Source organism: Erythrobacter neustonensis, from assembly GCF_001663175.1.
GTDB classification, from domain to species: domain Bacteria; phylum Pseudomonadota; class Alphaproteobacteria; order Sphingomonadales; family Sphingomonadaceae; genus Erythrobacter; species Erythrobacter neustonensis.
Genome location: NZ_CP016033.1, coordinates 2206919 through 2232641, shown reverse-complemented (window position 1 = coordinate 2232641; position 25723 = coordinate 2206919). Strand labels below are relative to the sequence as shown.

The 25723-nt window shown below is 61.9% G+C and carries 26 protein-coding genes and 2 tRNA genes; 11 read left to right on the top strand and 17 right to left on the bottom strand.

The window, feature by feature from the left end; all coding sequences use genetic code 11:
- Positions 1-120 precede the first annotated feature (120 nt).
- Positions 121-1431, top strand: coding sequence for an NAD(P)/FAD-dependent oxidoreductase (locus tag A9D12_RS10315; protein WP_068351524.1), 1311 nt, complete (start codon positions 121-123; stop codon positions 1429-1431).
- Here A9D12_RS10315 and A9D12_RS10310 read toward each other — a convergent pair.
- Both A9D12_RS10310 and A9D12_RS10305 read right to left on the bottom strand, forming a co-directional pair.
- Positions 1428-1895 (bottom strand): hypothetical protein, encoded by a 468-nt coding sequence (locus tag A9D12_RS10310; RefSeq protein ID WP_068351521.1) that lies wholly within the window; start codon positions 1893-1895, stop codon positions 1428-1430. The genes A9D12_RS10315 and A9D12_RS10310 overlap by 4 nt on opposite strands.
- A gap of 23 nt (positions 1896-1918) precedes the next feature.
- Entirely contained in the window at positions 1919-2287 is a 369-nt protein-coding gene (locus A9D12_RS10305) for a GFA family protein (protein WP_197489921.1), read from the bottom strand.
- On the opposite strand from A9D12_RS10305, the gene A9D12_RS15200 reads away from it, so the two are divergent.
- Entirely contained in the window at positions 2268-2417 is a 150-nt protein-coding gene (locus A9D12_RS15200) for a hypothetical protein (protein WP_418251561.1), read from the top strand. The two genes, A9D12_RS10305 and A9D12_RS15200, sit on opposite strands and share 20 nt — an antisense overlap.
- Here the strand turns inward: A9D12_RS15200 and A9D12_RS10300 are convergent.
- A complete protein-coding gene (locus tag A9D12_RS10300) occupies positions 2362-2823 on the bottom strand; it encodes an Lrp/AsnC family transcriptional regulator (protein WP_066525791.1) in 462 nt (153 codons plus the stop codon). The two genes, A9D12_RS15200 and A9D12_RS10300, sit on opposite strands and share 56 nt — an antisense overlap.
- Positions 2824-3104: 281 nt before the next feature.
- Here A9D12_RS10300 and A9D12_RS10295 point away from each other — a divergent pair, with 281 nt between their 5' ends.
- The 7 genes from A9D12_RS10295 (at position 3105) to A9D12_RS10270 (ending at position 9640) form a co-directional block, all read left to right on the top strand.
- Positions 3105-4859, top strand: coding sequence for a histidine kinase dimerization/phospho-acceptor domain-containing protein (locus A9D12_RS10295; RefSeq protein WP_068354283.1), 1755 nt, complete (start codon positions 3105-3107; stop codon positions 4857-4859).
- 21 nt (positions 4860-4880) lie between these two features.
- Entirely contained in the window at positions 4881-5882 is a 1002-nt protein-coding gene (locus tag A9D12_RS10290) for a polysaccharide deacetylase family protein (RefSeq protein WP_068354280.1), read from the top strand.
- A 96-nt stretch (positions 5883-5978) separates the two neighbouring features.
- Positions 5979-6051, top strand: a tRNA-Ile gene (locus A9D12_RS10285).
- Between the two features lie 393 nt (positions 6052-6444).
- The gene (locus A9D12_RS14740; RefSeq protein WP_156522863.1) at positions 6445-6942 is read left to right on the top strand and encodes a helix-turn-helix domain-containing protein; all 498 of its coding nucleotides are present in this window, start codon (positions 6445-6447) and stop codon (positions 6940-6942) included.
- 65 nt (positions 6943-7007) lie between these two features.
- Positions 7008-7145, top strand: coding sequence for a hypothetical protein (locus A9D12_RS14895; protein ID WP_197489805.1), 138 nt, complete (start codon positions 7008-7010; stop codon positions 7143-7145).
- A gap of 277 nt (positions 7146-7422) precedes the next feature.
- A tRNA-Pro gene (locus A9D12_RS10275) sits at positions 7423-7499 on the top strand.
- A gap of 110 nt (positions 7500-7609) precedes the next feature.
- On the top strand, positions 7610-9640 hold the full coding sequence (locus tag A9D12_RS10270; RefSeq protein WP_068351515.1) for a site-specific integrase: 2031 nt from the start codon (positions 7610-7612) through the stop codon (positions 9638-9640).
- A gap of 632 nt (positions 9641-10272) precedes the next feature.
- On the opposite strand, the gene A9D12_RS15040 is transcribed toward A9D12_RS10270, so the two are convergent.
- From A9D12_RS15040 to A9D12_RS10255, 3 genes are read right to left on the bottom strand one after another with little or no spacing between them, the layout of a single operon-like run.
- Positions 10273-10854, bottom strand: a complete 582-nt coding sequence (locus A9D12_RS15040) for a hypothetical protein (protein ID WP_231889599.1) — start codon at positions 10852-10854, stop codon at positions 10273-10275.
- 47 nt (positions 10855-10901) lie between these two features.
- A complete protein-coding gene (locus A9D12_RS10260) occupies positions 10902-11279 on the bottom strand; it encodes a DUF3703 domain-containing protein (protein WP_231889598.1) in 378 nt (125 codons plus the stop codon).
- 38 nt (positions 11280-11317) lie between these two features.
- Positions 11318-12067 carry a glutaredoxin family protein gene (locus A9D12_RS10255; protein WP_068351509.1) on the bottom strand — a complete coding sequence of 250 codons (750 nt, stop codon included), beginning with the start codon at positions 12065-12067 and terminating at the stop codon, positions 11318-11320.
- A 74-nt stretch (positions 12068-12141) separates the two neighbouring features.
- On the opposite strand from A9D12_RS10255, the gene A9D12_RS10250 reads away from it, so the two are divergent.
- Positions 12142-12528, top strand: a complete 387-nt coding sequence (locus A9D12_RS10250; RefSeq protein ID WP_068351506.1) for a MerR family transcriptional regulator — start codon at positions 12142-12144, stop codon at positions 12526-12528.
- 45 nt (positions 12529-12573) lie between these two features.
- Here the strand turns inward: A9D12_RS10250 and A9D12_RS10245 are convergent, their stop codons facing one another.
- Genes A9D12_RS10245 through A9D12_RS10215 form a run of 7 tightly spaced genes read right to left on the bottom strand, consistent with a single transcriptional unit; the run spans position 12574 to position 18055 of the window.
- Entirely contained in the window at positions 12574-13500 is a 927-nt protein-coding gene (locus tag A9D12_RS10245; protein WP_068351503.1) for a CopD family protein, read from the bottom strand.
- Positions 13501-13504: 4 nt separating this feature from the next.
- Positions 13505-13894, bottom strand: coding sequence for a copper homeostasis periplasmic binding protein CopC (copC, locus tag A9D12_RS10240; protein WP_068351500.1), 390 nt, complete (start codon positions 13892-13894; stop codon positions 13505-13507).
- A 22-nt stretch (positions 13895-13916) separates the two neighbouring features.
- Positions 13917-14996, bottom strand: coding sequence for a copper resistance protein B (locus A9D12_RS10235; protein WP_068351497.1), 1080 nt, complete (start codon positions 14994-14996; stop codon positions 13917-13919).
- The gene (locus tag A9D12_RS10230; protein ID WP_082925516.1) at positions 14993-16735 is read right to left on the bottom strand and encodes a copper resistance system multicopper oxidase; all 1743 of its coding nucleotides are present in this window, start codon (positions 16733-16735) and stop codon (positions 14993-14995) included. Before A9D12_RS10230 ends, A9D12_RS10235 begins: the two co-directional genes overlap by 4 nt.
- Before the next feature lie 23 nt (positions 16736-16758).
- Positions 16759-17343: an RNA polymerase sigma factor gene (locus A9D12_RS10225; protein ID WP_068351492.1), complete on the bottom strand. Its 585-nt coding sequence runs from the start codon at positions 17341-17343 to the stop codon at positions 16759-16761.
- Positions 17340-17762, bottom strand: a complete 423-nt coding sequence (locus tag A9D12_RS10220; protein WP_231889596.1) for a periplasmic heavy metal sensor — start codon at positions 17760-17762, stop codon at positions 17340-17342. The genes A9D12_RS10225 and A9D12_RS10220 overlap by 4 nt, the downstream gene beginning before the upstream one ends.
- A 14-nt stretch (positions 17763-17776) precedes the next feature.
- Positions 17777-18055: a hypothetical protein gene (locus tag A9D12_RS10215; protein ID WP_068351486.1), complete on the bottom strand. Its 279-nt coding sequence runs from the start codon at positions 18053-18055 to the stop codon at positions 17777-17779.
- A gap of 644 nt (positions 18056-18699) precedes the next feature.
- Here A9D12_RS10215 and A9D12_RS10210 point away from each other — a divergent pair.
- Entirely contained in the window at positions 18700-19521 is an 822-nt protein-coding gene (locus A9D12_RS10210; protein WP_156522862.1) for a hypothetical protein, read from the top strand.
- 213 nt (positions 19522-19734) lie between these two features.
- On the opposite strand, the gene A9D12_RS10205 is transcribed toward A9D12_RS10210, so the two are convergent.
- The 4 genes from A9D12_RS10205 to A9D12_RS14530 form a co-directional block, all read right to left on the bottom strand.
- Entirely contained in the window at positions 19735-20562 is an 828-nt protein-coding gene (locus A9D12_RS10205; RefSeq protein WP_068351480.1) for a 3'-5' exonuclease family protein, read from the bottom strand.
- Positions 20563-20676: 114 nt separating this feature from the next.
- Positions 20677-21228: a hypothetical protein gene (locus A9D12_RS10200; protein WP_068351477.1), complete on the bottom strand. Its 552-nt coding sequence runs from the start codon at positions 21226-21228 to the stop codon at positions 20677-20679.
- A 57-nt stretch (positions 21229-21285) separates the two neighbouring features.
- Positions 21286-22134, bottom strand: coding sequence for a 3'-5' exonuclease family protein (locus A9D12_RS10195; protein ID WP_068351473.1), 849 nt, complete (start codon positions 22132-22134; stop codon positions 21286-21288).
- 58 nt (positions 22135-22192) lie between these two features.
- On the bottom strand, positions 22193-25678 hold the full coding sequence (locus tag A9D12_RS14530; protein ID WP_197489804.1) for a relaxase/mobilization nuclease domain-containing protein: 3486 nt from the start codon (positions 25676-25678) through the stop codon (positions 22193-22195).
- Between the last annotated feature and the right edge of the window lie 45 nt (positions 25679-25723).

The window sequence follows — 25723 nt, the reverse complement described above, 5'->3', positions numbered from 1 at the left end:
TCCTCCCCCGGGAAACATCATGCCCGGCAGACAAGCCGCATGATTTGACGCGATTTTGCCGTGCAGACCCGCTATTGCTGCGGCGGGATTGCGTTGCACGGCTGTGCCAAGGGGGGCTGAATGGACCGCAAGACCCAGATTGTCGTTGTTGGCGGAGGCGCAGGCGGGCTTGAACTCGTGCGCCGGCTGGGCGCCAAATATGGCCGCAAGAGCCACGACATCATCCTCGTCGACAAGAACCTCAGCCATATCTGGAAGCCCTTGCTGCACGAGGTCGCGGCCGGATCGCTCGACGCCAATCTCGACGAGGTCGGGTATCGCGGGCATTGCTACCGCTGGGGTTATCGCTTCTTTCAGGGCAGTTTCGAGGGTGTCGACCGCGCGGCCAAGACCATCCGGCTGGCCGCGGTCAAGGACGAGGACGGCAGCGAGCTGATCGAATCCCACACGATCCGCTACGATATTCTCGCGCTGGCACTGGGGTCGGTGTCGAACGATTTCGGCGTGCCGGGGGTTAAAGAGCATTGCCTCTATCTCGACAGCCGCGAACAGGCGGACCGGTTCCGCACCCGGCTATTGAACCACTGCCTGCGCGTCAGCCGGGCGATGATGAACGATCCCTCCGCCGACGAACAGGTGCGCATCGCGATCGTCGGCGGCGGCGCGACGGGCGTGGAACTGGCAGCAGAGCTTTACAATGCCGCAGGCGCCCTCAGGCATTACGGGCTTGAGGTGTTCGACGAAAGCCGGATGCATGTCACCCTGCTCGAAGCCGGTCCGCGCATCCTTCCCGCATTGCCCGAAAAACTCGCTGCTGCGGCCAAGCACGAGTTGGAAGCGCTCGGCGTGGCCGTGCGTCCCGATGTGCAGGTGGTCGAAGCCCGCCCGCGCCAGCTCGTCACCAAGACCGGCGAGGTGATCGAAGCCGATCTGATCGTCTGGGCAGCCGGGGTCAAAGGCGCCGATTTCCTGTCCGGGCTCGGACTTGAAACCAACGGGCGCAACCAGATCATCGTCACCGACACGCTGCAGACCCGCGACGATCCCTGCATTTTCGCGCTGGGCGACTGTGCCAGCTACACCCCTCCGGGTGAGGATCGCCCGGTTCCACCGCGCGCGCAGGCCGCGCATCAGATGGCCGAGACCGTGTTTGCCAATATCGTCAGGCTGCAACAGGGCCGCGCGCTGACGCACTTCGTCTACCGCGACAAGGGCTCACTGGTGTCGCTTTCGCGCTTTTCGACCGTGGGCAGCCTGATGGGCAATCTGATCGGCGGCAGCATGGCGATCGAAGGGCGGCTGGCGCGGTTCATCTACACCTCGCTCTACCGGTTGCATCTGATCGGCATTCACGGCTGGGTGAAGGCGACGTTCCTGATGCTGGTAGGCCGGGTCAACCGCATCGTGCGGCCGCGGCTGAAACTGCATTAAAAGTCGATCTTCACCCGCACCTCGCCGCCATCCGCATCGAAACCGCCGACGCCTTGGCTGATGAGGTTCGCTTCCGCCTCGGCATTGTCCGATAGCTTGATCCGCGCACGCGGGATCGCGCTCGCAAACCCGTCGTCCACCGGCCCCACCACCGGGCCAAGCCGCGGTGCAGGCCCCGTGTCGGCGCATACAAGAATGACAGGGTTGAGCGGATCGGGCTGATCGTCATCGCACGGCTCGCTGGGCGGCGGCGGCGCCAATCGGGTCAGGTCGATCACTGTCCCGCCGGTGGCGGGCGGCACATCCAGAACGGGAACCGGTTCGCACCGCACCGCGTTTGGCTGCGCCGGATCGATGGTGTAGCTGGCGCAGACATGGCCGGGTAGTTGCGGGACCGTCTCGACAATCGCCGCTGCATTGCCATCCCCTTGGGTGGCTGGAACTGGCGGCGGTTCGTCAAACATCGACAGCGCCCCTCCCCTTGCGATCAGCCGAAGGTGAAGCCCGCAGCCTCCGCCTCGGCGACGCATTCCGGCCCGGTCAGCATCGGGCTTTGCTGAAGGATATCATACCAGTCGGGCTTTTCATCGACGAAAATCTGCCGCTCGATACCGAAACCCGGCGGCAGATCGAACAGTCCGGCAAGAAAGCTGCGGCTGCCGGTGGGCAGAAAGCGATACCACAGGTTGCTGCCACAGGTGCCGCAGAACGCGCGCTCGGCCCATTCGCTCGAACGATAGACAGTGATCGCTGCTTCGCCCGCAATCTCGCAAGCATCGCCTTTGACTCCGGCATAAAACGCCCCGCCCCACCGCTGGCACATCGCGCAGTGGCAGATGTCGACTTCGGGGTGCATCGCGGTGACAGTGATGCTGATTGCGCCGCACAGGCAGCGCCCGGTGACAGGCTCTGCGAGGCGCGGCGCTTGGGTCACAGCGGAACGCCGGGTTCCTGCTTGGCCGTGCGGATCGTCAGCGACGTCTTGACGCTTTCGACGTTGGGGGCCGGCGTCAGCTTGCCCGTCAGGAATTCCTGAAAGCTTTGCAGATCCTTGCTCACGATCTTGAGGATGAAATCGATCTCGCCGTTGAGCATGTGGCATTCGCGCACTTCGGGCAGCGCGCGCATGTGCTCCTCGAATTCGCGCAAGGAACTTTCGGCCTGGCTCTTGAGGCTGACCATCGCGAACACGGTGATCGCAAAGCCCAGTTTCGACGGGTCGAGATCGGCATGGTAGCCGCGGATCACGCCGTCCTCCTCAAGCCCGCGCACGCGGCGCAGGCACGGGGGCGCGGTCAGTCCGACACGCTGGGCGAGTTCGACATTGGTAACGCGGCCTTCCGCCTGCAATTCCGCCAGCAAGCGGCGATCGATTTCATCGAGATTGGCCACGTGACCCAAGCTCCCCTAAGCAAACCGCCGATCCTTCACGGACCGGTCCGGTGCTGCATCATCCCAAAGAAACAAGACGCGCGCCGGGTGGGCCGTCTGGCTAATATTATTAGGTCTGCCAGCAATTGTCCCGCTTTGCAACGCACCTTTCACGTCAGACTGTGACAATTCCCCTACCGTGGTAGGACGCCGTGCTGGAGACGGGATAGTGTGCGCGTGCTGCCCGCGGCGATGATCGCGATTCGCGCGCGCGCTTGCCTTTCACGATTGGAGACCGGTTGGTGTTTTTCGACGATCGCCTTGCCACAGTGCTGCGCCAACGCGCCGCAGGTGAGGGATCGCTGCGCACGCAATACCGGCAGTTGCTCGATCTTCTGGGCCGCGATCGCGCGCCCGATCCGGGCGGCGATCAAAGCCTGCTGGCTGCCGCCTGGCTGCGGCTCGATGCGCTTGCCCAAGCCATTCCCGCCGCCTCGCGCGCGCGGATGATCCGCGAGCCGGGCTGGCGCTTTCGCAACCCCGATCTGGCCGAACATCTCGCCGATCAGGAACCCGAGGTCGCCTCTGCCGCGCTGTCGCGCGCCGACCTTTCGGTCGATGACTGGAGCGCGCTGATCCCGCGCATGCCGGTGCGCGCGCGCGGGTTTCTGCGGCTGCGGCGCGATCTGCCGGTCGATGTCGAGGCGCTCTTGTCCCGGCTGGGAGTGCACGACCGCGGCTTGCCTGCGCCCGGCGCACTGGCCGATCGCGCGAGCGAGGCGGCGCCGGTGTCCGGGGTGCCGACCCCGCTCAGGGTAATGACGGGCGAAAGTCGGGAAGCGCAGCCCGCAGCGCCGGCCGGGCAGAGCCGCGACGATGCCGGACGCAGCGAAATCTCCGCGCTGGTCGAACGGATCGCGCAGTTCCGGCGCACCCGTACCGAAAACGGTGTGGAGCACGATTCCTCGCCGCGGCTGCCGCTGGGCGAATTGCCCGAACGCCCTGCCCGCAATGCGGCCAGCTTCGGCTTTGCCACCGACACCACCGGCCGGATCGTCTGGGCCGCGCCCGATGTCGCGCCGATGGTCATCGGGGTGCGGCTGTTCGGCGCGCAGGCAGGACTTGGCACCGATGCCGATGGCGCGGTCTTGGCCCGTGCTTTTGCGCGCCGACAGCCGATTACGCATGGCGAAATCGCCTTGGCCGGCGCGCCTGCGATCACCGGTGACTGGATCATCGATGCCGAACCCCGTTTCAGCGAGGACGGACATTTCACCGGCTATGCTGGCCGGTTCCGCCGCGCGCCTGACCCGCATGCCGCCGCGTCGTCCGCCAGCCCTGCCGCGCGTGAGGCCGATCGCATCCGCCAGTTGCTGCACGAATTGCGCACCCCGGTCACCGCGGTCCAAGGCTATGCCGAAGTGATCCAGCAGCAATTGTTCGGCCCTGCCCCGCACGAATATCGCGCGCTGGCCGCGGGGATCGCGGCGGATGCTGCGCGCATCCTCGCCGGGTTCGAGGAACTTGACCGGCTGGCCCGGCTCGAAACGGGGGCGATCCGCACCAGCCCGGGCGAAACCGATCTGGTCGCGATCCTGCGCCGCACCACGGCGCAGCTCAACGCCGCGCTGGGCACGCAGGATGCGGGACTGGCAATCGATATCGCCGCGGATGTCGAATTGATCGTCGGCCTCGATACCGAAGAGACCGAAGCGCTGGTCTGGCGCGTGCTTGCGAGCCTCGCCGCGGCGGTGGTTCCGGGCGAAAAGGTGGTGGTCGGGGTCGATCCGCTGATCGGCCGCGAGGGCGCGTTTGCGCGGCTGCACTGCCAGTTGCCCGGCCGGCTTGCGGGCCCGGACAACCTGTTTGCCGCAACCATCCGCGGCGCCGACAGCACGATCAGCCCCGGCCTGTTCGGGGCCGGGTTCGCCTTGCGCCTTGCCCGCGCCGAAGCGCGCGCCGCGGGCGGAAGCTTGCGACGCGACAAGGATGTCCTGCTCTTGACCCTGCCCCTGCTTGGCGGGAATAAGCTAGCCCGGGGTCCGGTTGGCACCTGACAATCGGGGGCGGGTGCGATGATGACGACAGGGTCGATGCTTGAGGTGCCTCCTGAGGGGCGCGAAGCGGGTTTTGCGCCCGCCTTCGGGCAGCGCGTGTTGCTGACTGTCGACACCGAAGAGGAATTCGACTGGCGCGCGCCCTTCCGGCGCGAAGGCTACGGGCTGAGCCATGTCGCTGCGATCCCGCGCTTTCAGGCCTTTTGCGAGAAGATCGGTGCCCACCCTGTCTATCTGTCCGATTGGCCGATCGTGCATGACCCTGCGGCGGCCGAAATCATCAGGGACGCGGTATCGCGCGGGACCGCCGATATCGGGGTGCAGCTCCATCCGTGGGTCAATCCGCCCTTCGAGGAAGACATCTCGGCGCACAATTCCTTCGCCGGCAACCTGCCGCCCGCACTCGAAGCGGCAAAATTTCGCGCGCTGCGCGATGCGATCGAGCAGACGTTCGGCACCGCGCCGCTGATCTACCGCGCCGGGCGATATGGCCTGGGGCCGCATACCGCCGCGATGCTCAAGGATGCCGGCATCCGGATCGACACATCGGTCAGGCCCCTGTTCGATTACAGCGCCGAAGGCGGGCCCGATTACAGCAATCACCCCGTTGCGCCCTATTGGGCCGATGCCGAGCACCGCTTGCTCGAGCTGCCCGTGACCAGCGCCTATTGGGGCCCGCTGCGCCGATTGGGACCGATGATCCACCGCGTCCAGCGGCACACGCCCACGTTCTTCTCCGGCTTTTCGCGGCTGCGTCTGCTTGAGCGGATCGCGCTTACCCCCGAAGGCGTTTCGGCGGACGAGGCGCTGCGCGGGATCGATCTGTCGCTCGATGCGGGGCTGCCACTGCTGGTGCTGTCGTTCCACAGCCCCACGCTAGCGCCCGGCCACACGCCCTATGCACGCACGCAGGACGACGTCGAGGCGCTGTATGACTGGTTCGCAAAGGTTTACGCGCATCTCGCGGCGCGCGGCGTGCGCAGTTGCACCACCGCCGATGTGATCGCCGCAACCGGCGGATAGCGCGGCAAATCATCGCCGCGTCCCCGCTTGTCTCACCGCCCCGCGCACAGTAGAGCGAGCGCTCTTGCCCCGCCTTCCGGCGCACATTTGCGCAACGGGCCTGTAGCTCAGCGGTTAGAGCTGGCCGCTCATAACGGCTAGGTCGCGGGTTCGAATCCTGCCGGGCCCACCGGAAGGCGGGCGAGAGCCTGAAAAGGCGTAACAATCTGGGAAAGAAGGGTTTTCTCGGTCGGACTGTGACACGAGAGCGTGACACATGGACGATGATATGGCCCGATATCTCGGTTTGGCCGAGAGAGATAGCGTGAGGCAGATCCGCAAGCGCATTCGTCAGCGAAATACGCGCCATCCAGACTTTATCTAACAATAACCATTCACCCATTTCCCGCAGCTAGATCGCGAAAAATCGGCATTTGCTTGGCACCGATTTGATCGCAATCAATCCCCGCCATCCCGCCGCTACGTATAAATACTTGCTGGCTAATTCGGGAACTTGTCAAACTAACATGCGTTAACACAAATACCTGTCCGAATGCGGGGGCATTTGATTGGGGGCTTTACTATGTATGCACCAAAATCGTTTGTTCAGACTGAAGACCATCCTGACGGAGAGGATGGCTTCCTCTCCGTTGTTACCGAGCTTGTTATGATCACGGAACGTTTGGCAAACATGGGGCCGGTTGAGCGTAACCCTGTTCGCCCTGGACCGAATACTGCGCCGATTATCGATCGCCAAACTCATCTTGTCGGACTCGCCGAAGAAGAATTGCGTCGCCGAAAATTGCGTGCGCGTTTCCTTCCCGCCCAATTTTTCGGCGAAGCCGCGTGGTCGATGCTTCTCGATCTGTATGTGTCAGAGTTTCGGCAGCGCCCTGTCGCAACGACAAGCGCTTGCATCGCCGCCGATGTTCCCGCTTCCACAGCCTTGCGGTGGCTCGACCTTTTGGAACAGCGCTCATTGATCGAGCGCTATGACAGCGATCAGGATCGGCGGGTAAAATTCATCAGGCTTACCGGCGACGGCCGGCAGGCTCTCGAAGCTATCTTGTCCAGCTATTGAGGATTTGGTAACTTAATTTAAGTCGCAAGCTCGGGCGCCCTCTTGGGCGTGCCCCGGAGTGTGACATGAAGAGAGATGCTGTGGTCCACGAATATTCGAAACGTCTGGCCAAACTAGCCGATGAACTGGCACAATTGGGCCTGCTGGTGCCAGCAGCACATGCCCAAGCCGCAGCGGACAGCCTTTCAGAAAGCGCGCAATAGGCGCATCTTGTAGATCCAAAATTTTGTTTTTTGGCGCCGGGATTAGCCGGGCCCTGCTTTGCCAAGCCTTCTTGCCGATGGATATGCCTGAAGCCAGACACCGCGATTGCAGCGGCGGCTAAGGTTTCGAGCATCGTGTGGGCTTGGCAGGCAACAGATCAGGACTAGGGTTCGGGACTAATCCGGGAGTTCTAACGCCAGATCCTGCCTTGTTCTGCCATTCTTTGCGGCGAGGGGTTGCCATAATCTGCGGTAATACATAGGGGCCAGCGAGCGTCGGGGAGTGGCGCAGTCCGGTAGCGCGCTTGCTTTGGGAGCAAGATGTCGCAGGTTCGAATCCTGTCTCCCCGACCACTTTCTACGCAAAGCATTGAAGGAAAACCGCTTTTCACCTCTCGTTGAGGCGGAGTGTCACATGCGTTGTCACATGCCGGTTCACCGAGGCATTTCGGAAGAGCCCTTCAATGCCCAAAATCCCCTTCAGCTCGCGCCGCGCTGGCCGCTACTATTTCCGCCGACGTGTCCGTTTGCACGATGGCAAGGATATCCATGTAATCGTGCCGCTTTCCACCTGCGACGGGCAGGAAGCGCGGGAGCGGGCCGCGATTCTCGCCGCGCAGTTCGACAGGGTGCGCCGGACCGTGAACGCCTACTTCAAGCTCGACCAGACGATCGACCCCGCGATGCTCAAGGGCCTGTTCGAGAGCGAGCTGCGCCACTGCCTCGCCGCCTTCGTCTCCGAGTTCCACGAAGGGGTCCGCGATCCGCGCGCCCTGGTTGCCATCCACCGAACCCACGCAAGCGCCTATGACATCGCCCAGCGTCCCGGGACTGGAAACGAACTCACGGACGAGCAGCGCCAAAAGCTGGCGGCCGCAGGTCATGATGAATTTGCGATCGAGTGGGTCGCCTGCGATCTCGACCGCTACTGCAGCAAGGACAGCGTCGGCGATGACAGCCTCGCTCTGATGGCAGAAGGGCTCGGCCTCGAGCCCACCGACGCGATAATCGGCCGCCTGCGCCACATCCATCTCCAGGCCCGCGCCGAAGCGCACCGGCTCGCGGCGCACTTCATGGACGAGGACGTGCAATCGGCTTTCGATCAGGAAGAGGCCCTGCTCGCCAAGCGCCGCCGTGGCGGTGAGCCGCTGACATTTGTGCCGCCTGCCGCCCAGGATCCGCAGCCTGTTGCACCGCCCTACCCTGTAGATCCGGCGGTTGCGGGGGTCGAAGCCGGCAGAGACGATTGCCTGTTCAAGACCTACCATGCCACCCGGTTCGGCGCCGTCATCCCGAAGGTTCTTCGGCTCGCGCGGGCGGCGGGACACTGGAACAGGGGCCTGGCGCAATACGAACGCGTGCTGCATACCTTCGCTTGGGTGACAGGCGACAAGCCCCTCGGCGACTACGGCCACTCTGATGTCGCCAAGTTCAAGAACGCTCTCCTCGAGATGCCGCGCACTTACCGGCCTAGCAAGGATTTCCAGCGCCCCTTTGACGAGGTGCTCGCCACGCTGAAGGTCACCCAGGCCAACGCCCGCTCGGTCAACACGATCAAACGCGACCTCTCCTATATGTCGACCGCCTATCAGATCCTCGCCGAGGACGAGTGGGCACCCAAGGCCGCGAATACGAAGGCACTCGACTTCGCCGGGTTCAAGTTCGGGAAGCACAAGAAGGTATCCGAGAAGACCGAGCGCCCGCCGTGGACCCCTGAGCACATGAAGTGCCTGTTCTCAGCCCCGATCTGGACCGGCGGCGGTGGCCACTTGCGCCGCCTGACTGCCGGAGCGGGACCGGCTGTGTATCAGGACGCGGCCTATTGGCTGCCGATCCTGCTCTACTACACCCATGCCACCTTGAACGAAATCGCCGGCCTGCGCACCGACGAGGTGCACATTGACGATGCCGTCCCCAATCTCGTGATCAAAAACAACGACCTGCGTGGAGAGGACGGGGTTGAAGGTGGCGAGAAGAACATCAAGCGCGGCCGGATGATCCCGCTCCATCACGAGATCCTCCGCCTCGGCTTCGCCGAATACGTGCAAGCGATCCGGGCCGAAGGCCACACGGCCCTGTTTCCCGAGCTCTACCTCAACCAGGCACGGATCGGGGGCCACCAGTTCCGCAACATCGCATGGGGCCACATGAGGGACTGGATCGGTCTGCACATGCCGATCCCGGTCAATGTGATGTCTGGCAAACAGGCGGACATGCATTCGATCCGCTCGCTGGGCTCGAGCTTCTACGCCACCTCGGAAGCCCCAGATCTCATGCGGGCAGACGTGATGGGCCATGCACGGAGCGGCACCAATGCCCTGCACTACTCCAAGCGCACCAAGACTCATGGTGTCGATAAGGTGCTCGCCGAATACAAGGCGTTCATGGCGAGGTGGACGGATGTCGCTACCAGTCACCTCCAGCCGCATCCGGTAAAGCTGCTGCCGATCAATCACCGGTCGCGGACGGGCAAACCGCGATTAAAGGCTTTATGATGATGGCGCGGGGCTGCCGCGATCAGTGGCAGCCCTGTCAGCGCCGTCCTTGGAATTCGCGTGCCGGACTGCAGGTCGTATTGAAGATCACGAGAATGCTGACTGCCTGCAGATCCTTCCGCCCCAGCCAAGAAAATCTTCAAATTCAAACGCCTGAAAAATAACGCGTTTCTCTTCGAGTAAAAACCCCGTGGCACCCTGCCGGGGCACCCTATGGTGGTCCTGATTTCGCCACCATGATTCGAGCGGATTCCGGGTGCAAGACGACCATCCGATTTGCGCAGCTTTTCCACCGGCAAGTGCACAGGTTTTACACCGTGTCTCGGCGCCGTGCCAGTTCGTCGCTTGCATGCAGATGAGGCTGCCGATCAGCTCAATGACTGGGTTTGGGACAAAGCCGTCGTTGCTAAACGGCATGCCGAATGACCGGTATTGCCGGAAGGGGACATGCGCCTGCTAGGCACTGAAGTTGGCGGCTATTGGTTCGTTTCCTGAAACACGCCAACCAGGAAACGACCTGTTGCCGAAGAAGTTCGCGCGTGCGATATCCGTAAAGGGCTAGGAGACAGGTAATGATTTTATCTACCATTATCGCAGTGAGCGTTGCTACCCAATCGGCACCGGCACCGGCATCAAAAAGCTCGCCTGCCCCTGCAGCCGAAAAGAAGATGGCATGCTGCGAAATGATGGCGAAGGGCAACGGTTGTTGTTGCTGCAAAGACATGGCCGCGGAAAGTCCGAGCAACCAAGGTGGAAACCAAGAGAGCGATGACGCCAAAAGGCATGCTCACTAAGCAGGGCATCGGGTTCCTACTCACTTCCGGCCATGAGTGGCGCAACTGGGTGTAGCGGCCCTCGAGCCCCTGTATCCTGACATTGGCAGCGCCGAGCGCGGGCGATGTCACCTGCACGCGGACCCCTCCGATTTCGTTAACCAGCATTGCGATATTGCCGGGGCGCATCAGCGCCTTTTCCTCGATCTCCTCGCCCGCGATTACCTCGACCCGCAGCGGCTCATGTTGCAAGCGCCTCCCGAGGCGCGTGCCCTGAACGATGATCTCGACTTCTTGTTCTTCCGCTCTCTCGTGATCGTGTTCAGCGACTTCGCGGAGGTGTGCCGACCCTTCGGGAAGCGCCTGCGCAAAAGCAGGCACAGGCGCAGCAAGGACGCAAGCCATGCCAAGTAGCAGCGCAGCGTGGAAGCGGTGGATCACATCAAGTCTTTTGTTGGAACGGTGGCGCAAGGTCGCGCCGTGAAGAGTCAATCGGGCGTGCGGTCGATTATCGCACGCAGGTCAGACGGAATATCCATCGCGGTAAAGGCGCTCACCGTGCTGCGTCCGGTGTTGCCGATTGGCAGGCGCCCCGTCAGATTGCCGAGCGGTGCAAGCGCGAGCCGCAGGAGCTGTCCTGCCGCTTCCGGCCAGTCGCGGAGCTGAACAGCAAAGGCGAGCATTCTCCGGTGCGATACGCAATGCGGGCCAAGGCGCGTCTGGGCGAGGATGTGCGCACGCCCAAGATGGTGCCATGCCAGCGGGACATCACCCTGCCGCGCAGCCTCTTCCCCCATACGATATTCTTCTGCAAGTGCTGCAGCGATAGCGTGCATTGTCCGCTGGTTGGCGGTGAGCTGTGTCATGCCTTGCTCCTCAACGTAATCGTTCTCCTCGGCGATCGTCAGATAACCATCTTCGCTGCCATCCAGAGCGCCATCGCGATCATCATCAGGTTTTCGGTTAGCGAAACGAAACCAAGCGGAACGTTGCTCGATCCCCCGACGCATGCGCACTTGAGCTCGCGCCGGTCGATGTAGACCGCCTTGAACACGGAAACCGCGCCGATCGTGCCGATGAACAGTGCTACCGGGATCGAGACCCAGTGCAGCACGCCTGCTACCATCAGGACGCCGGCAAGACCCTCAGCGAAGGGGTAGATGCGCGCATATGGAACCCAGCGCTGCGCCAGCAGGTCATAATTGAGGAACATTGTCGCGAATTTGTCGACATCCTGCAGCTTGAGGAGCGCGAGGACACACATCGAAAAAGCGATGAACCACTCGGCCACGTGGACACTGATGGCGTTGCCGTCGGCGGCAATACCAACCGCCACGGCCATCAATGCAGTCATAGCAAACAGCGCCATGACCGGGCGATAGGTGGTCGCAGTGGGATCGGCGACCTTGAGGCCGAAAAAGCGACGGAGGTCATCGTGGCCGCCGATCCGCTGCCCATCAATGAAGGTCTGCGGCGTTGTAGTGACGCCATGTTCAGCTTTGAAAGCGTCGGTTTCTTCCCGCGTCGTCAGGTGATGGTCCTCCACCTCGTAACCGCGAGACGTAAGCAGGTGTCTCGATTTCAGGCCGTATGGGCAAGTATGGCCGGGCATGACCATGCGATGAAGCACAGCTATCTTGGCAGATTGGGGCATTGGCGATTTCCTTTGATTCGCTTGCAATGCGGCCGCTATAAACTCCGTACCATGATACGGGATCAAGTGCCTTTATGAAAATCGGCGAATTCGCTCGCGCGGGCGGCGTGAACGTTGAGACAATCCGCTATTACCAGCGACGCGGGCTCTTGATCGAGCCGCCGCGCGGACAAGGGCCGCGGCGTTACGGGATCGATGACCTTGATCGCTTGCGGTCAATTCGCGCCGCGCAGACGGCAGGCTTCACGCTCGAAGAGATAGCGACCTTGCTGGCGCTGGACATGGCAGACCGCTCTGCAGCGCAGGCGCTTGCAAACAGCCGCATCGCTGCCCTTGATGAAAAGATTGCGACCTTGCAGACCATGCGCGGCGCCCTCGTCCGTCTGGCGGAAGCCTGCGCAGCCGAAGACGCCGGGCCGTGTCCCATCATCTCCGCCTTCAATCCGATCGGCGTTGCCTAAGCTTCGGATACCTGACGAACGCTCCCCATCCTGATCGAAGGCCGCTTACATCATCGTCGGCGACATCGATCCGAAGACCGCGACCAGGCTGATGACAAAAAGCCCGAGCAGGAATTCGGCAATGAGGGTGCGCTGCAACGCACCCAAGGTTTGAGCGGGATAGGCATTGCTAAGCCTCACAGCTGTTGCAGCGCTCCTGCTCACGCGCGCATGATGTGCGCCAAAGGCGACCATGGCTGCCACTAGGGCCAGTTTGATCGCCAGAAGGATGCCGTATGGCGTTGAAAGGGTCGCCGCAACGTTCGGTAAACCGAAGATCAGGTGAGAGTTGACTGTCCCGGTAACCGCGACAAGCGCAACCAGTGAGATCCCCTTAGGTGCAAAGGCGTGCATGGCCCTGAGCACTGCATGCGCCTGGGTGACGTCAGGATCCTTGTAACATCGGATGGTCAGAACAAGGAACCAACCGATTGCTCCAAGCCACAGGCCCGCGCTGACCAGATGGATGCCGTTGTTGAGGCGATGGAATAGCCCCAATCCGCCTTCGGTTGCAGCGGCATGACCACTCCAACCTAGAGTCACAAGGGCGCTTCCGTAGCAGCCCGCCGCAAATACCACCGCTGCCCGGCGGTTTCGAAGCGCGAGAATAGCGGCCAGCCCTGCAAAGAGCAGCCCAGAGCGGACAATGAAGGCAAACCCAATGTCGGTGCCGAAGATCATCGCTTCGACCATTGCCCGGTCGAGGTCGAAGACCGGCACGCCCATCATCGCAGCAATCGACATTAGCATGAGTGCCGCTGATACCACCGGTGCGACAAGAGCCGCCAGAACGGCTAAGCCTGGCGCGCGGTCAGCCCTCAGCCCGTCGACGCTTCGCAGGCCAAGCAACCAGAAAGCCGACCACCCGAACAGGCCCAGCAGCAGAGCATATTGCGCAACCCGCAAGACCGTTTCGAAGAAACCCTCTATCACCGACTCAGCCGATGATGAACGTGACGGTGCCCTTCATCCGGTGACCGTCAGCCCCGGCTGCCTGCCAGCGAACCTCGTAGGTCCCCTTGGGCAGTGGCTTTGCCAGATTGAGAGTCATGGTCTTGTTGTCGTTCGACCATGCGGTCTTGAAGTTGCGGATCGCCATCTCGCCGTGGTTTGCCATGCCCGGCATCGCAGTCATTACGATGCTGGCTGCGGCAGTGGGCGGCAGCAGGGCTTCGCTGAACGTCAAGGAAACGGTCCGCGCGCTTGCGACTGTCGTGCCCTCAGCCGGGGTCGAGGCAACCACCTTGGTATGCGCCAGCGCGGTAGCGGGCAAAGCGAGCGGGGATGCCGCAATCGCAAGGGCGGCAAATAGTGATGCGATCTTCATGTGAGTTTATCCTTCGTGTTGATCAGAACCAGAAACGGATGCCGGCGATAAAGCTGGTGGCAGAGGGGTCTTCGCCGCGAGCGCGGGCGAAGTCGGCGCTGCGCCCGGTGCGCCATGATTGCTCCACGCCAATATAGGGCGCGAACTCGCGCCGGATCTCGTACCGCAGCCGCGCGCCGACCTCGATCTGGTCGAACCCCGCGCCAATGCCGAGCAGGGGAATGTCCTGCGCTGACAGGTTGGCCTCGATCCGCGGCTGAAGGATCAGGCGCTGGGTGATGCGCTGATCGACCTCGGCCTCGACCCGTGCGGTTAAATCGCCGCGGTGCGACAGGAACAGCCCAGCATCGACCTCGAACATGTAGGGTGCCAAGCCCTGCACGCCGATCACGGCATGGGTGGTGTCCGGCCCGCCGATGTCGTGACGGATGCCTGCCTGGAAATCCCAGAACGGCTTGAAAGCCTTTGAGAAGAGCGCTTGAACCTCGGCATCCTCAGGCGAGGAGCCCCATTCGCCTTCGCCCTCGCTCTTGAACCAGAGGCGCTCGGTGGGGCCGCCGTAGTAACCCTGGATATCCCACAAATAGGCGTCCTCGCCGCCGCGCACCTGCGTCTCCAGTCGGTCGCCCTGGAACCAGAACACCGGAAAGTTTCCGTGCGTCCTGCGCAGGTCGTTGCGCGAGGAAGCCATCGCCTCTGCGCCCCATATTGCATCGGCGGCGCGCGGCGGCCCACTTCCGGCCTCCGGCGGCGGCGGGGTTTCCATGTCCGGACCAGGTGAGGCGGTCGGTGCAGCCATGCCTGCGCCATGGCCCATAGTGCTGTGATCCATGCCGTCCATCGGCTCGGCATTTCCGTCCGATGGAGCTCCCATATCATGGCCTGCGTGGGGATCGGCAGGATCGGCGTCGGCCTGTCCGTCCATGTCATGACCGGCATGCGGGTCGTTTGTCGCAGGGGCGGGTTGATCGCCCATATCGTGACCGGCATGGGGGTCAGCCTTGGCCTCTGCCGGGGCCGGCTCGGGCATATCGTGACCCTGATGCTGCGCCAGCGCCGGCGCTGCGCTCAGCAGTAGGACAATCGCGAGGGCGGGTTTCATTGCCCGCTCTCCGGACCCATCACCGTTACTGTCTGCATCATCCCGCCATGCATGTGGTAGAGCAGGTGGCAGTGAAATGCCCAGTCGCCCGGTTCATTGGCGGTCAGGTCGAACTGTGCGCTCGCTCCAGGCTGGACAATGACGACGTTTTTGCGGGGCTGATGGGCGGCATCCTCGCCGTTGACCAGCTCGAAGAACATCCCGTGAAGGTGGATCGGGTGCGCCATCATGGTATTATTGACGAGTTTGACCCGCACCCGCTCGTTCCACGCAAAGCGGATCGGGACGTCGCTGACGGCGGAATACATCTTCCCGTCGAATGACCACATGTAGCGTTCCATATTGCCGGTGAGATGCAGCTCCAGCAAACGCGAAGGCTCGCGCGTGTCTGCATTGGGCTCCAGCGCTGACAGCAAGCGGTAATTGAGCACGCGATGTTCGACATCGCGCAGGCCGAGACCGGGATCGCCCATCTTGTCCACCGGAGCCATCGAGACCATGTCAATCCCTGGCCCCACCTTCACGTCGGGCGGCAACAGCAGCGTGTCACGCATCTTCATGCCATCCATCGAATGCCCGCCGCCGCCGTCATCCCCGTGCCCGCCATCGCCATGGTTCATTCCCATGTCGCCCATGTCGAGCAGGGGCGGCTTTCGTGGCGGAGGGATGGCCGCGCGCGCGCCGGGACGGCTCGCCAGCGTTGCAAGCGCCATGCCGGAGCGGTCCATGCTCTCGGCGATAATGGTATAGGCCTCCGCGTCGCGCGGGGTGACGATCACATCGTAAATCTCGGCGGTGCCGATCTGGAGCTCATCGACTTCAACCGGCTTCACGTTTTGGCCGTCCGCCGCGATCACCGTCATGGCTAGGCCGGGTATGCGCAGATTGAAGAAGCTCTGCGCCGCGCCGTTGATAACGCGAAGCCGCACCCGCTCACCGGGCTTGAACAGGTATTCCAGCCCCTCTTTCGGCCCGCGCCCGTTGGCGAGGTAGGTATAGGTGGAACCCGTCACATCGGCGATGTCGGTCGCAGGCATGCGCATCTCGGCCCACATCCGGCGGTCGGCGGCGGTCAGCGGGTAATCGTCGGCCCAGCTGGTCTGTTGATAGTTGAAATAGCCTTCGCCCTTGCGAAGCCGATCCATGATGAAATGCGGATCGAGGGGGGTGAATTCGCTCAAGAGCAGGATGTAATCGCGATCATACGCGGCAGGCTCGTCGCCCGCCGGGTCGATAATCAGCGGGCCGTAATGCCCCTGCTGTTCCTGAAGCCCCGAATGGCTGTGATACCAGTATGTGCCCGCTTGCCGGATAGGGAATTCATAGGGGAAGGTCTGACCCGGCTTGATACCGGGAAAGCTGATGCCTGGCACACCATCCATTTGGAACGGCAGGAGCAGCCCATGCCAGTGGATCGAAGTATCGGTATCGAGCGTGTTGGTGACATTGAGGCGGACATTCTGCCCTTCGCGCAGGCGGATCAGCGGCCCAGGCACCGAGCCATTGACTGCGATCCCGTGCCCCTTGCGCCCTTGCACCGTCCGAGGGCCGTGGCCGACAGTAAGATCGATCACTGCGCCTGACACCTCGTCGAAGCCCACACGGATCGGCGAGCCGCCGCGCATGCGGTGGACAGAGTGCCCTTGCGCCCATGCGGGCATAGCGGCGAAGGCCGAGGCTGTCCCCAGCCCTGAAAGCAGGTGGCGGCGTGAAAGTGTCAGATGGTCCATACCCAGCATTACGCATGGACGCGGCTCACCCCTCAAAGTTTCTTTCGTCCACCCTCGTTTGCCAGAAGCTCACTGAGCTTGCTGCGCGCACGATAGAGCCTCGTTTCGACCGCTTTTTCGCTGATACCAAGCACGTCGGCTGTCTCGGCCTGACCAAGGCCCTCGACGGTTCGCAGGATCAAGGTTTCGCGCAGACGTGCCGGCAGCCGCACTATTGCTGCATTGACCCGCGCGAGCTCGGCGCGGTCGGCCGTCTGCACGTCTGGCGCGATAGCATCGTCGGGCATGTCATGGGCCGCATCGATCGGAGCTGTGCGCCACAGCATCGTACGCAGCCGGCGCCTGCGCCCCCAATCGCGGCATTTGTTGAGCGCAATCCGCCTGAGCCAAGTCAGAAGCGGCCGTGAACGATCGTAGCCATCGAGTGCCGAAAATGCGGCAATGAAGGTGTCCTGTGTAAGATCGAGCGCCTCTTGCGCGTCACCGGTCGAAGCACGGATGAAGCGGTAGATCGGCTCGCGGTAGCGGGCGAGCAGTTCCCGGTAGGCATCCTGCCTTCCGATGAGCGCCAGTGCCACCACCTCGGCATCGCTCCCCTCGGCAAGCGGGAGGCTCACTTCGTATCGGGGGCGAGAGCCTTGGCCACAGCCCGGTCAAATGCCGCGGCCTGATCGGGCCTTAAAACGGAGCGCATTTCGAAGAGGTGTTCGAGCGTTTCCTTCTGCATCTCGCCCATGACGTGGTGCGTGTGATCAACGGCTGCTGTGACTTCGGGGCCGTAGCCGTGCTCGGCCTCCATGGCTTCGGCCAAATGCGCATTGGCCGCCCTCATATCGAGCTCCAGCACCTTGCGGCGTATCGCAAAACGCTGCTCGATTGCCTCGATCTTCGCCGCTTGCGCTGCGTCCAAGTCGAGGTCGCCGTGCAGTAATGCATGTAGCTCAGTCTCGCTTTGCCTGCCATTGTTGAGCAACTTCTGACCCAAAAAGGTTCCCGCAAACGCGGCAATGAAGGCGACCACGATGAGCAAAGCCAACCACGCAGGTCTCGTCACGGATGAACATCCAGAAGATTCGAGGGTGCGAGAGGATTGTCGGAGGCAAACGGCGCGATCCCCTGCGCCTGTGCAGGCGGCCCGGTCACAAGCCCACCGGTGGTCAGGCCCAGCAACAAAGCAAAGGCCCCTGCTAAGAATGTCGCGCGCTTGCCAAACGATGCTTCGCGGCGTTGCGCGGCAAACCCTGCGATAATTGCATCGTCAATCAGCTCGAGGCCCGCAGGAACGGGCAAGCTTGCGAGTTGTCGCAGGGATGAATCAAGTTCGGACACAGGCAATCTCCGTGTTGCACGTGTTCTATACGCAAGCGATGCGCCCGCCCCTCAGAAAAAATGGATATCACTGAAGCGGTCGGATCGCAGAGCGTGATCGCCAGACGGCCTCGCAGCGCGCGGATAACCGGTTTCGGCAGGAGCGGCCATTCGTTTTTCAGCGAGCGAACGACCGACCCTGGTCGATAGCCGAAGGTCGATATTGAGCAAAAACGACGCCCATCTGATAGAATGCGCATCGCTCGCAAATGGCCGACCTTAGCTACCCTTGACGGACTCGTCCGGGCTGCACGTCAAGAATCTCGAGCGCGCAGGCCTGAAAGCTCGCCCTCCGGCTATGTCCCGTAAATTGAGGCTGTTCTGCGAAGCGTTGGGACAAATCGGGTTATTTTACTGTTTGCAGCAGCTGATTGTGTCCCGATTTAATACTAATTTACGCCAAGCGGTGAACGATTGAGTTTTTTTGCCTCGCGGGGTCACATTTTGTCTCTTTTTGGCCCGAAGCCACTTGGCAGGGAATGGGGTTACCGTCCTATTAGGCATGTCGCCTTGCGAAAATTCGCCGGGCGGCGCGATCATCTCAGACCGCGCCTGGATCAATCCGCCGTACGTACACCCCGTACGGCGTACAGGAGCGTACAATCATGCCCGACGAACCGAAGACGCCCGTGACCTACCAAGAGGTCGTCGAAGCCGTCGTTACCTCTTTGGCCGAAGGCAGGACCAAAAGCGAGATAACAGGTCGCCTCATTCGATCCAAGGTGGGAGACAGAGGAAGCCTGGAAACCCTGCTCAAGCACAGGGACAAGTATTTTGCCGAACTGGAGAAGCCCAAGGCCGAAGAGTTCGTCACCGACGAAGACCTTGCCGCGGTTCGGAGCGCCATCAACAGTATCGTCGCCCGACAATTGGATGCGGATCGTGCGCAGGCCGGTTTCGAGCGTGAAACATCGCGGGCAGAGATCAAGGCACTTCAGGCGAGGATCACCGACCACGAGGACGTCGCGGCAGAAAACGAGGGCCGCTGGAAAGAGGCGCAGGCCGCGGCAGATGCGGCCCAAGTTGTGCAATTGAGGCTCGAGTTACGCGCGGTTGAAGCCGAAGCCGCCCTGAATGAGGCTCGTAGAACAAACGAGGCATTGGCCGGGATGGTTGAACGGCTAGTCAAGCAGTCAGAGATCGCTCAATCTTCGGCCGCGAGCATCCATCGTGATGGGTCAGACGAAGTTGCCGATGCTGCCAAGGATGGACGGAGTGCAGGCCTTACGCCCGCAGGCCGTGACGTGCGAGCAGGCGATGATGACGAGAGCCCGGTAGAAAATTTCGACGATGCTGCGGTCTTCCCGATGGATGTAGCGCGCAATCCTATTGCCTCCGAAATCGACTACGACGCCGCGGTCTTCCCCTTGGATGAAGCGCGGTATCATGCCCCCTTCGAAGTCGACAAGGACACTAAGCCTGACTGAAATGGGCCGACTGTCCCAGTTTCGATCTAATTGTGTCGCCGACAGCGGGTGCGAAGGTGGCTGCAAAAAAGGGTGTCGAGTGGGGGAGTTCGGCTGATTGTAAACCCAGTTAAAACGATCGTCAGCCAGATGTACTGCTTGCCGTTGGGCTGATGGCGCTCTCCATCGCTAAAGGTCATTGGACCCCGGCATCGCAACCGGGGTCCAACGAAGTTATGCCGCTAGTCGCCCAGATCCCGCCAACTTGTCGAGCCACGCATTGGTCGGAAATCGATTGGCGAGCGCGGCAACAACCGCGTCGTCACCGGCATCCGGCAAGCCGACTGCCAATCCGGTCGCGATAAAGTAGCGCCAAGCCACCTGCGCGATCGTGCAGACGTCGGCCACCACCTGCTTTTCGACATGATCCCACGCGCCATGCCTCACCGCGCGCGAGATGTCCTTCGAAGGCATGGGCTTTGATGCCACGCCAATAGCCTCGCAGAATTCCGGCAGATGGACGTAGTGGCCGAGCGAACGGACAGCGCTCGCCAGATCCAGTCGCATGCGCGCGAACGGTGCCGGATCGCGCAATTGCGGCGGCAGGATCATTCCTCGCTCAATCGCGGCGCGCTTGAGACAGAGGAAGTCCTTCGATTCCCCGCCCCAGCTGACGAGCCGGGCATCCTGGAACGTCGCGCACATGGTGAAGAAGGCGCCGATGATGTCCGCTTCGGGGCGGTTCGAGATCACCTCGATGTTGGTGACGACAGGGCGATCCATGTCCGGCGAGATCGTCAGCATACACCATGCGCCGGCAACGATGCGATGGAACGGCCAGCGAACGAAGCCTTGCGTGGGATCGCCTTCCGCGATCTGGTAGCGTTTGAACGCGTCGATATCGTACTGGTATTCGAAATCGCAGACGATGACCCGCTGCCACGGACTGGGGGCGGATCGATCGGCGAGGAAGAGCGCGGCTTCTTCGCCGAGCGTGTTGGCCTGATGGCGAAAATCAGCATCCTGCTCGTCAGGCAGGGGATTGGTCGTATGATTGGTCATGGTAAAGTACTCCGGGCATTAAAAAGCCCGCATTCAGCGGGCGGAAGAATTCGAGATTGGGTGTCGCCGGGGCAGCCGGCGGGGCGCGTTGCCGATAGGTGGTCCCGATCATATTCAACCGAGCTCGGCACCGCGCCCGAGCGCCTTGATGGCCAGGCGCCCGATAAGTTCGGCCTCGGCAATGACCGACCTGTGCAACGTGACGAGGGGCAGGTCCTTCGCGTTTCGCATCATGCCGACCAGTTCGCGATTTCGATCGTCGCCCCGCGCTGCTTGCCTCATGGACCCCGCATGCGGATAATGGGCATCAACTGACGGGATCACGCTCCGACCAAAAGCCATGCGGATTGCTTTCAGATCTTCAGCCGGGTCGGCATCGCCCATCAGATCAACCTGATCAGCCAAGGCGAACGCCTGTTCGACAGCCTCATGCAACGACCAGAACACCAGCGGTTGCACGGCGGCGTGATGTGCGATCCAGTGCAGGGCTGTGCCATCCGGATCAGAATGTCCCCCGCACAGCCAGCTTGATGTGTGGGCTGTCCAGGTCCCGTTTTCGAAGACGAACCGAGCTGCTCCGACGGCTCGGACGTAAATCGTGTCGCCGCGATCGTTTGCATCGGCAGGACGCGTGCGCAGGCAGCACGCGGTGAACGTGTCAGTCATTTCGTATTTTCCTTTCAATTCCCATCCCTGCCTCGTTCCCTGGCAGAGAAGGTCAGATCACATGGCGCTGGGTCGCATGGCGGCGATGCTCGCGCGCCTTTCGGTCCGCTCGATAAGTTGATCGAGCCGGAAGACGGGGGCCGCCTCGCGGGCGTGTCGGAACAGCGGGAGATCGCGCAAATGCTTGAGGTGGGCGTACCGGCCGTTATCGTCATCGGCGAGCCAGCGGTCGAATGCGGCAAGCGGGTGTGCCAGTTTGCCCGGATCGGCATAGCGCGCGGCGGCATAGTGTAGCCACGCCAGCCACGTGATGGCGACGTCTTCCTCGCAGTACCGGAAGACCTGCTCCTCGCGGCCATCGGCGATCATCGCAGCAACACCATCGCCACTGCCCTGAGTCTTGGCGGCAATGCCGAGCGCCCTGCAAATGTTCGCGAGGCTCGGCCTGCCTGCGCCGCCGAAGCGGCCATAGAGCTCGGCGAGGTCGGCGTGGTTGATCGCCCAGCGCGGCGCCAGCCATGCTATGCGCAGGGCGTTGTCCGCGAACAGCAGATGGCGTGCGGCTGCGATCTGAAGCACGGGGATATCAAAGCCGCGGCCGTTCCATGTAACGAGCGTAGCACCTGCATCGAGCAGGCCGAACAGCTGCCGCAGGCCGTCAAGCTCGTTTGCGAACTCAACGGTGCGGATGTCGAACTCGTAGCTGTCGCCGACCTTCTTCTGGGTCAGCACACTGGCGCAAACAGCCTCGTGGAGCGGCCAGGGCGGGAACGAGCCGTCCTCGGTCTCGGGCGCCAGCGTCTCGATATCGAGCACTTGAATGTGATCGGTCTGGTAGCATTCTGGATGATGAAATTTCTGATACTTCACGAGTTCGGCCTCCGGCCCGAACCCGGCGAAGCGCAAGCGAGCACCTTGCCCCCTTTTCCACTCCCTCAACCGGGCTCACCGAAATCCTCTGATCCTACCCTATTCCATCATGATCGGTCGGAAGGCCAAAGCCGTTTGCGCGCGATATGTCATGCGCCGCGCGAGCCGCGCCTGTCTTGTTTTCAATTGGCGGTGGAAGCGGCACAAGGTCCGGATAAATTGTAACAAGGAACGCCTCAAGGCGCCTTGACCATTCCTTGCTGTCTCGCTCTGCCGGTTGCAGGCCACGAAGCGTGTCGAGCGCGGATTGGACCACGGGTTCATTCCGCCAGAGAAACAGTTTGTCTGCGATCGTCTTGTCGCAGCTTGAGAGGACATGCCAGCAGTGCTCGTCTCGAACCATCGAATCCGGGCGAGCGGCCAAATGCTCGACGATCACGCTCAATCCCTGAAGCTGTTCTTCATGTTCCGTTCGGAGCCACGTTTGTACCGATTGATCAGCGATATCATCCGGTCCCAGTTCAACGCGCTCGAGGAGATCGCGCGGTAACGTGAACTCATCAACCCGGCGGCCGACAAGACGTTTGCTTTCGTAGCGTCGCTGACCTTCGAAAAGCCACTCGATCCGCTCCAAGGGCCCCACATGGCGATCCACCCTCCTCCAATCAGCCTGATCCACCTTTTCTATCACCCAGAACCTCTTGGCGGCAGTGTCGTTTGGTGGGGTAAGCTCTGGCCCTGAGTCGCTCGGGAATGGATTGGACGCAACAGCAGACGCAGCAAATCGTCCGCTGCCAGCATTCGGGTCCTGCGCAGGATCGCTTGCATCTTGTTGAGTGTGTGAAATCCTTCGCGACAACTGATCGGACTGCTTGGCTCGCGAGCTCCTGTCACGCATCGCGCGCCGAAGTGCGGTATGCAACACTTCTGCTGTTGCTGCGGGTGGTGATATGGTCGGCGCTTCAGGCTGCTTGGCCGGACTCGGCTCCGGGACATCAGGAACTTTGTTAACCCCATCTCGTGCTGCCGCGCGCGCGATTTCGAGCATGCCAGGCTCGCGCAACAGCTTATGCAGATCGGGTAATGCCGTATCCCCCTTTGCGCTGATCACTTCCACCTTGCCGGTTTCATCGACGGTCACCACGCCGCTGATGAGGGCGTCTTTGACGGCAAAATACCTTTGGCGAAAGTTGAGCAGGGCATCCTCCGCAAACTTTCGCAAGCCATTGGGAATGGCCGCTATTTTCCAGTCGTCGCTGCCGATAAGTCGCACATGGAAGCGATCGCCCTCGACACGCCCTACCGCGTCGAGCTGGCCGACCAGTTTGATCGCCTCGTGGAACTTCATTTCGAGAAGTTCGCGGGCGGGTACGGATTCCGGTGGTGCCTGTTGCTGTTCTGTGGGAAGCCTTGACGGTATCTCGGCTGGCCGGGCGTCGTGATGTGATGCTGGCCTTTGGGCTACTTCCGCCGATCTATCTGGCTGCGTTTGTCCCGGATCGCTGGTTAGGGATGCCGAAGCCCCGCCCCGCTCATCCACCTTTGGCTGCTCGTGCGAGATGGCCGGGGCTCTGGCGGCAACTGGCACGCTTGACGTGGGCTTAACGCCCCGAGGCATTGCAACGCCCGCGTCCGGGGCAACTTCTGGTTGCCGCTGCGGTTGCAGACGGACAGGTTCGACCGGTGGCGGCACCGGAGCTGTGGGCGCAGGACCGCGCGCGGGTGCTGTGATCGGCTGATTGATGGAGGGCTGTGGTTCTGCGCGGGCCATGGTTGTCTGTTCGAGTGCTCGGCGCGCAAGCTCCTTCTCGGCAGCGAGACGTTCCTGTACGACCGACAATCGTGTCGACAATTGCAGCGATCTTGCACGCCATTGGGCGTGATTGCGCTGGATGGAAGGTAATGCCGATTGCAGCGCCGCATGCGCTTCGCCGAGCGCCAGCCTACCAGCGTGGATCAGGCTTTCGCCGGCCGCTGCAAGGCGGTCTGTCATGCGCGCAAGCCGGTTCTGACGGCGGTTCGCGTCCTCCGCCTGCGCCAGGACCAGTTCTGGGTTGCTCAAAATGACATCGCAGGCCTGTGCTGCGCGGATCCACGACCGCCGATCTGCCGGTTTGCAATGCGCCTGCACATCACCGCCGAAGTCGAGCTGTGCCAGCCTCATGATATGCTCTTTGTCTGCCGGGGTCGCTTGATGCACGACGATCAGGCCCGGCCCAAAGGTTGCCACCGGTTGCGAGCCTCGAGTGACATGCCACAGCGGCCCTGCCTTTCTGACCCTGACACCTCCCCAGATTGGAGGGCCGTTCCAGCGGGTGTGATGGACGGGGCCAACAAGTGTCGCGGTATCGTGCTTGAGATTCACCACCGGCAGCTTGCGGTCGTGGGCGATAGCTGGGGTGAGTGGCGGCCTGCCCCGCGCCCCTTGGCAGTAATGAAGTGCGCGTTGCAACCGTTCGGCCTGCCATATTCCCGCAGGTGTAGGCCGGTCTAGCAAGCGCTTGATGCGATCACGTATTGGGTCGCTGTCCATCGCTGCTGGCTTGGGAAGGTTCTGCTCCAGGCGTTGATCAGCATTATGCTGCATCCACCTCGCCTGAGCGCCCGGCATCGGAAGTAGCGCATCGGCACGATAATCCAGCGCCTCAGGAAGACGGATCGGTTGTAGTAAGCCCGCCTCGTCTGGTGCGTAAAAGCCGACACCTGTTACGAGCCCTAACCGTTCAGCCTCTTTCTGGGTTAGATGCGTGACACCAAAACGGTTGGCAATTTTCTTGGGTGGAGCAGCCCGGGCTATGTCGCTGGCCTTGAACCACTGGTTGTCCAATCCGATCATCGCACCGCTTCCCTTCAACTGATAGGAAATGCGGTCTGCCGCCAAGTGCGCGGCGAACATCTCGAGTGTTCCAGCTCTTAATGCTTGGTCAAAGCTCTCCCGGATGCGTCGCTGTATCGACGGCAATCCGGTTTCCTGTTCAAATGCTGCGGAACGAGCTTTCTGTGCCGGTTCCTTGCGAAGATCCTTGGTGACCTTGCGAAAATCAGCGTCGCGGAGCTTGGCCCCGTCTACCGTTCGGAAAACGCCCTCGCTGGTCGCGTGGAAGCCCAAGCCTGCCTCCGGCTCGAAACCAAACTCGTGGCACAGCTGCGCATTGATGTGTGCAAGGAGAACCTTGCTGTATCCTCGTTCGAGAATGATCTGGCTGCCGCTCGCATCGAGCGCGGATACAGCGATGTGTACGTGATTGTCGTCGGTGTCGGTGTGGACCGCGATCAAGGCCTTCTGCTTATCAAGGCCAGCAAGTTGCAAGAGACGTTTCGCCATACTGGCAAGAATCTGAGGGTCGGTACGCCCCCTGCGACTGATCATAAAGTGGTAAACGCTTCGGCCTTGGCCGCGCTTGGGCTTACGATCTTGCTCGCGTCGAAACTCGGCGAGCAAGGCTGGCTTTGAGGCGGCTGCGCAGTTGAGTGCCTCGAAGAATTCGGCGCGGCCGTGGGCTTCCGAGCCCACATAGTGCGCCAACATCGCATGATGGCTGAGGTCATGCCCGGTCAGGGACGTGAGGTAGTCCGCCAAGTCTCTCTTCGACCTCATTTCCTTGATTACCACCCCTGATCGGTC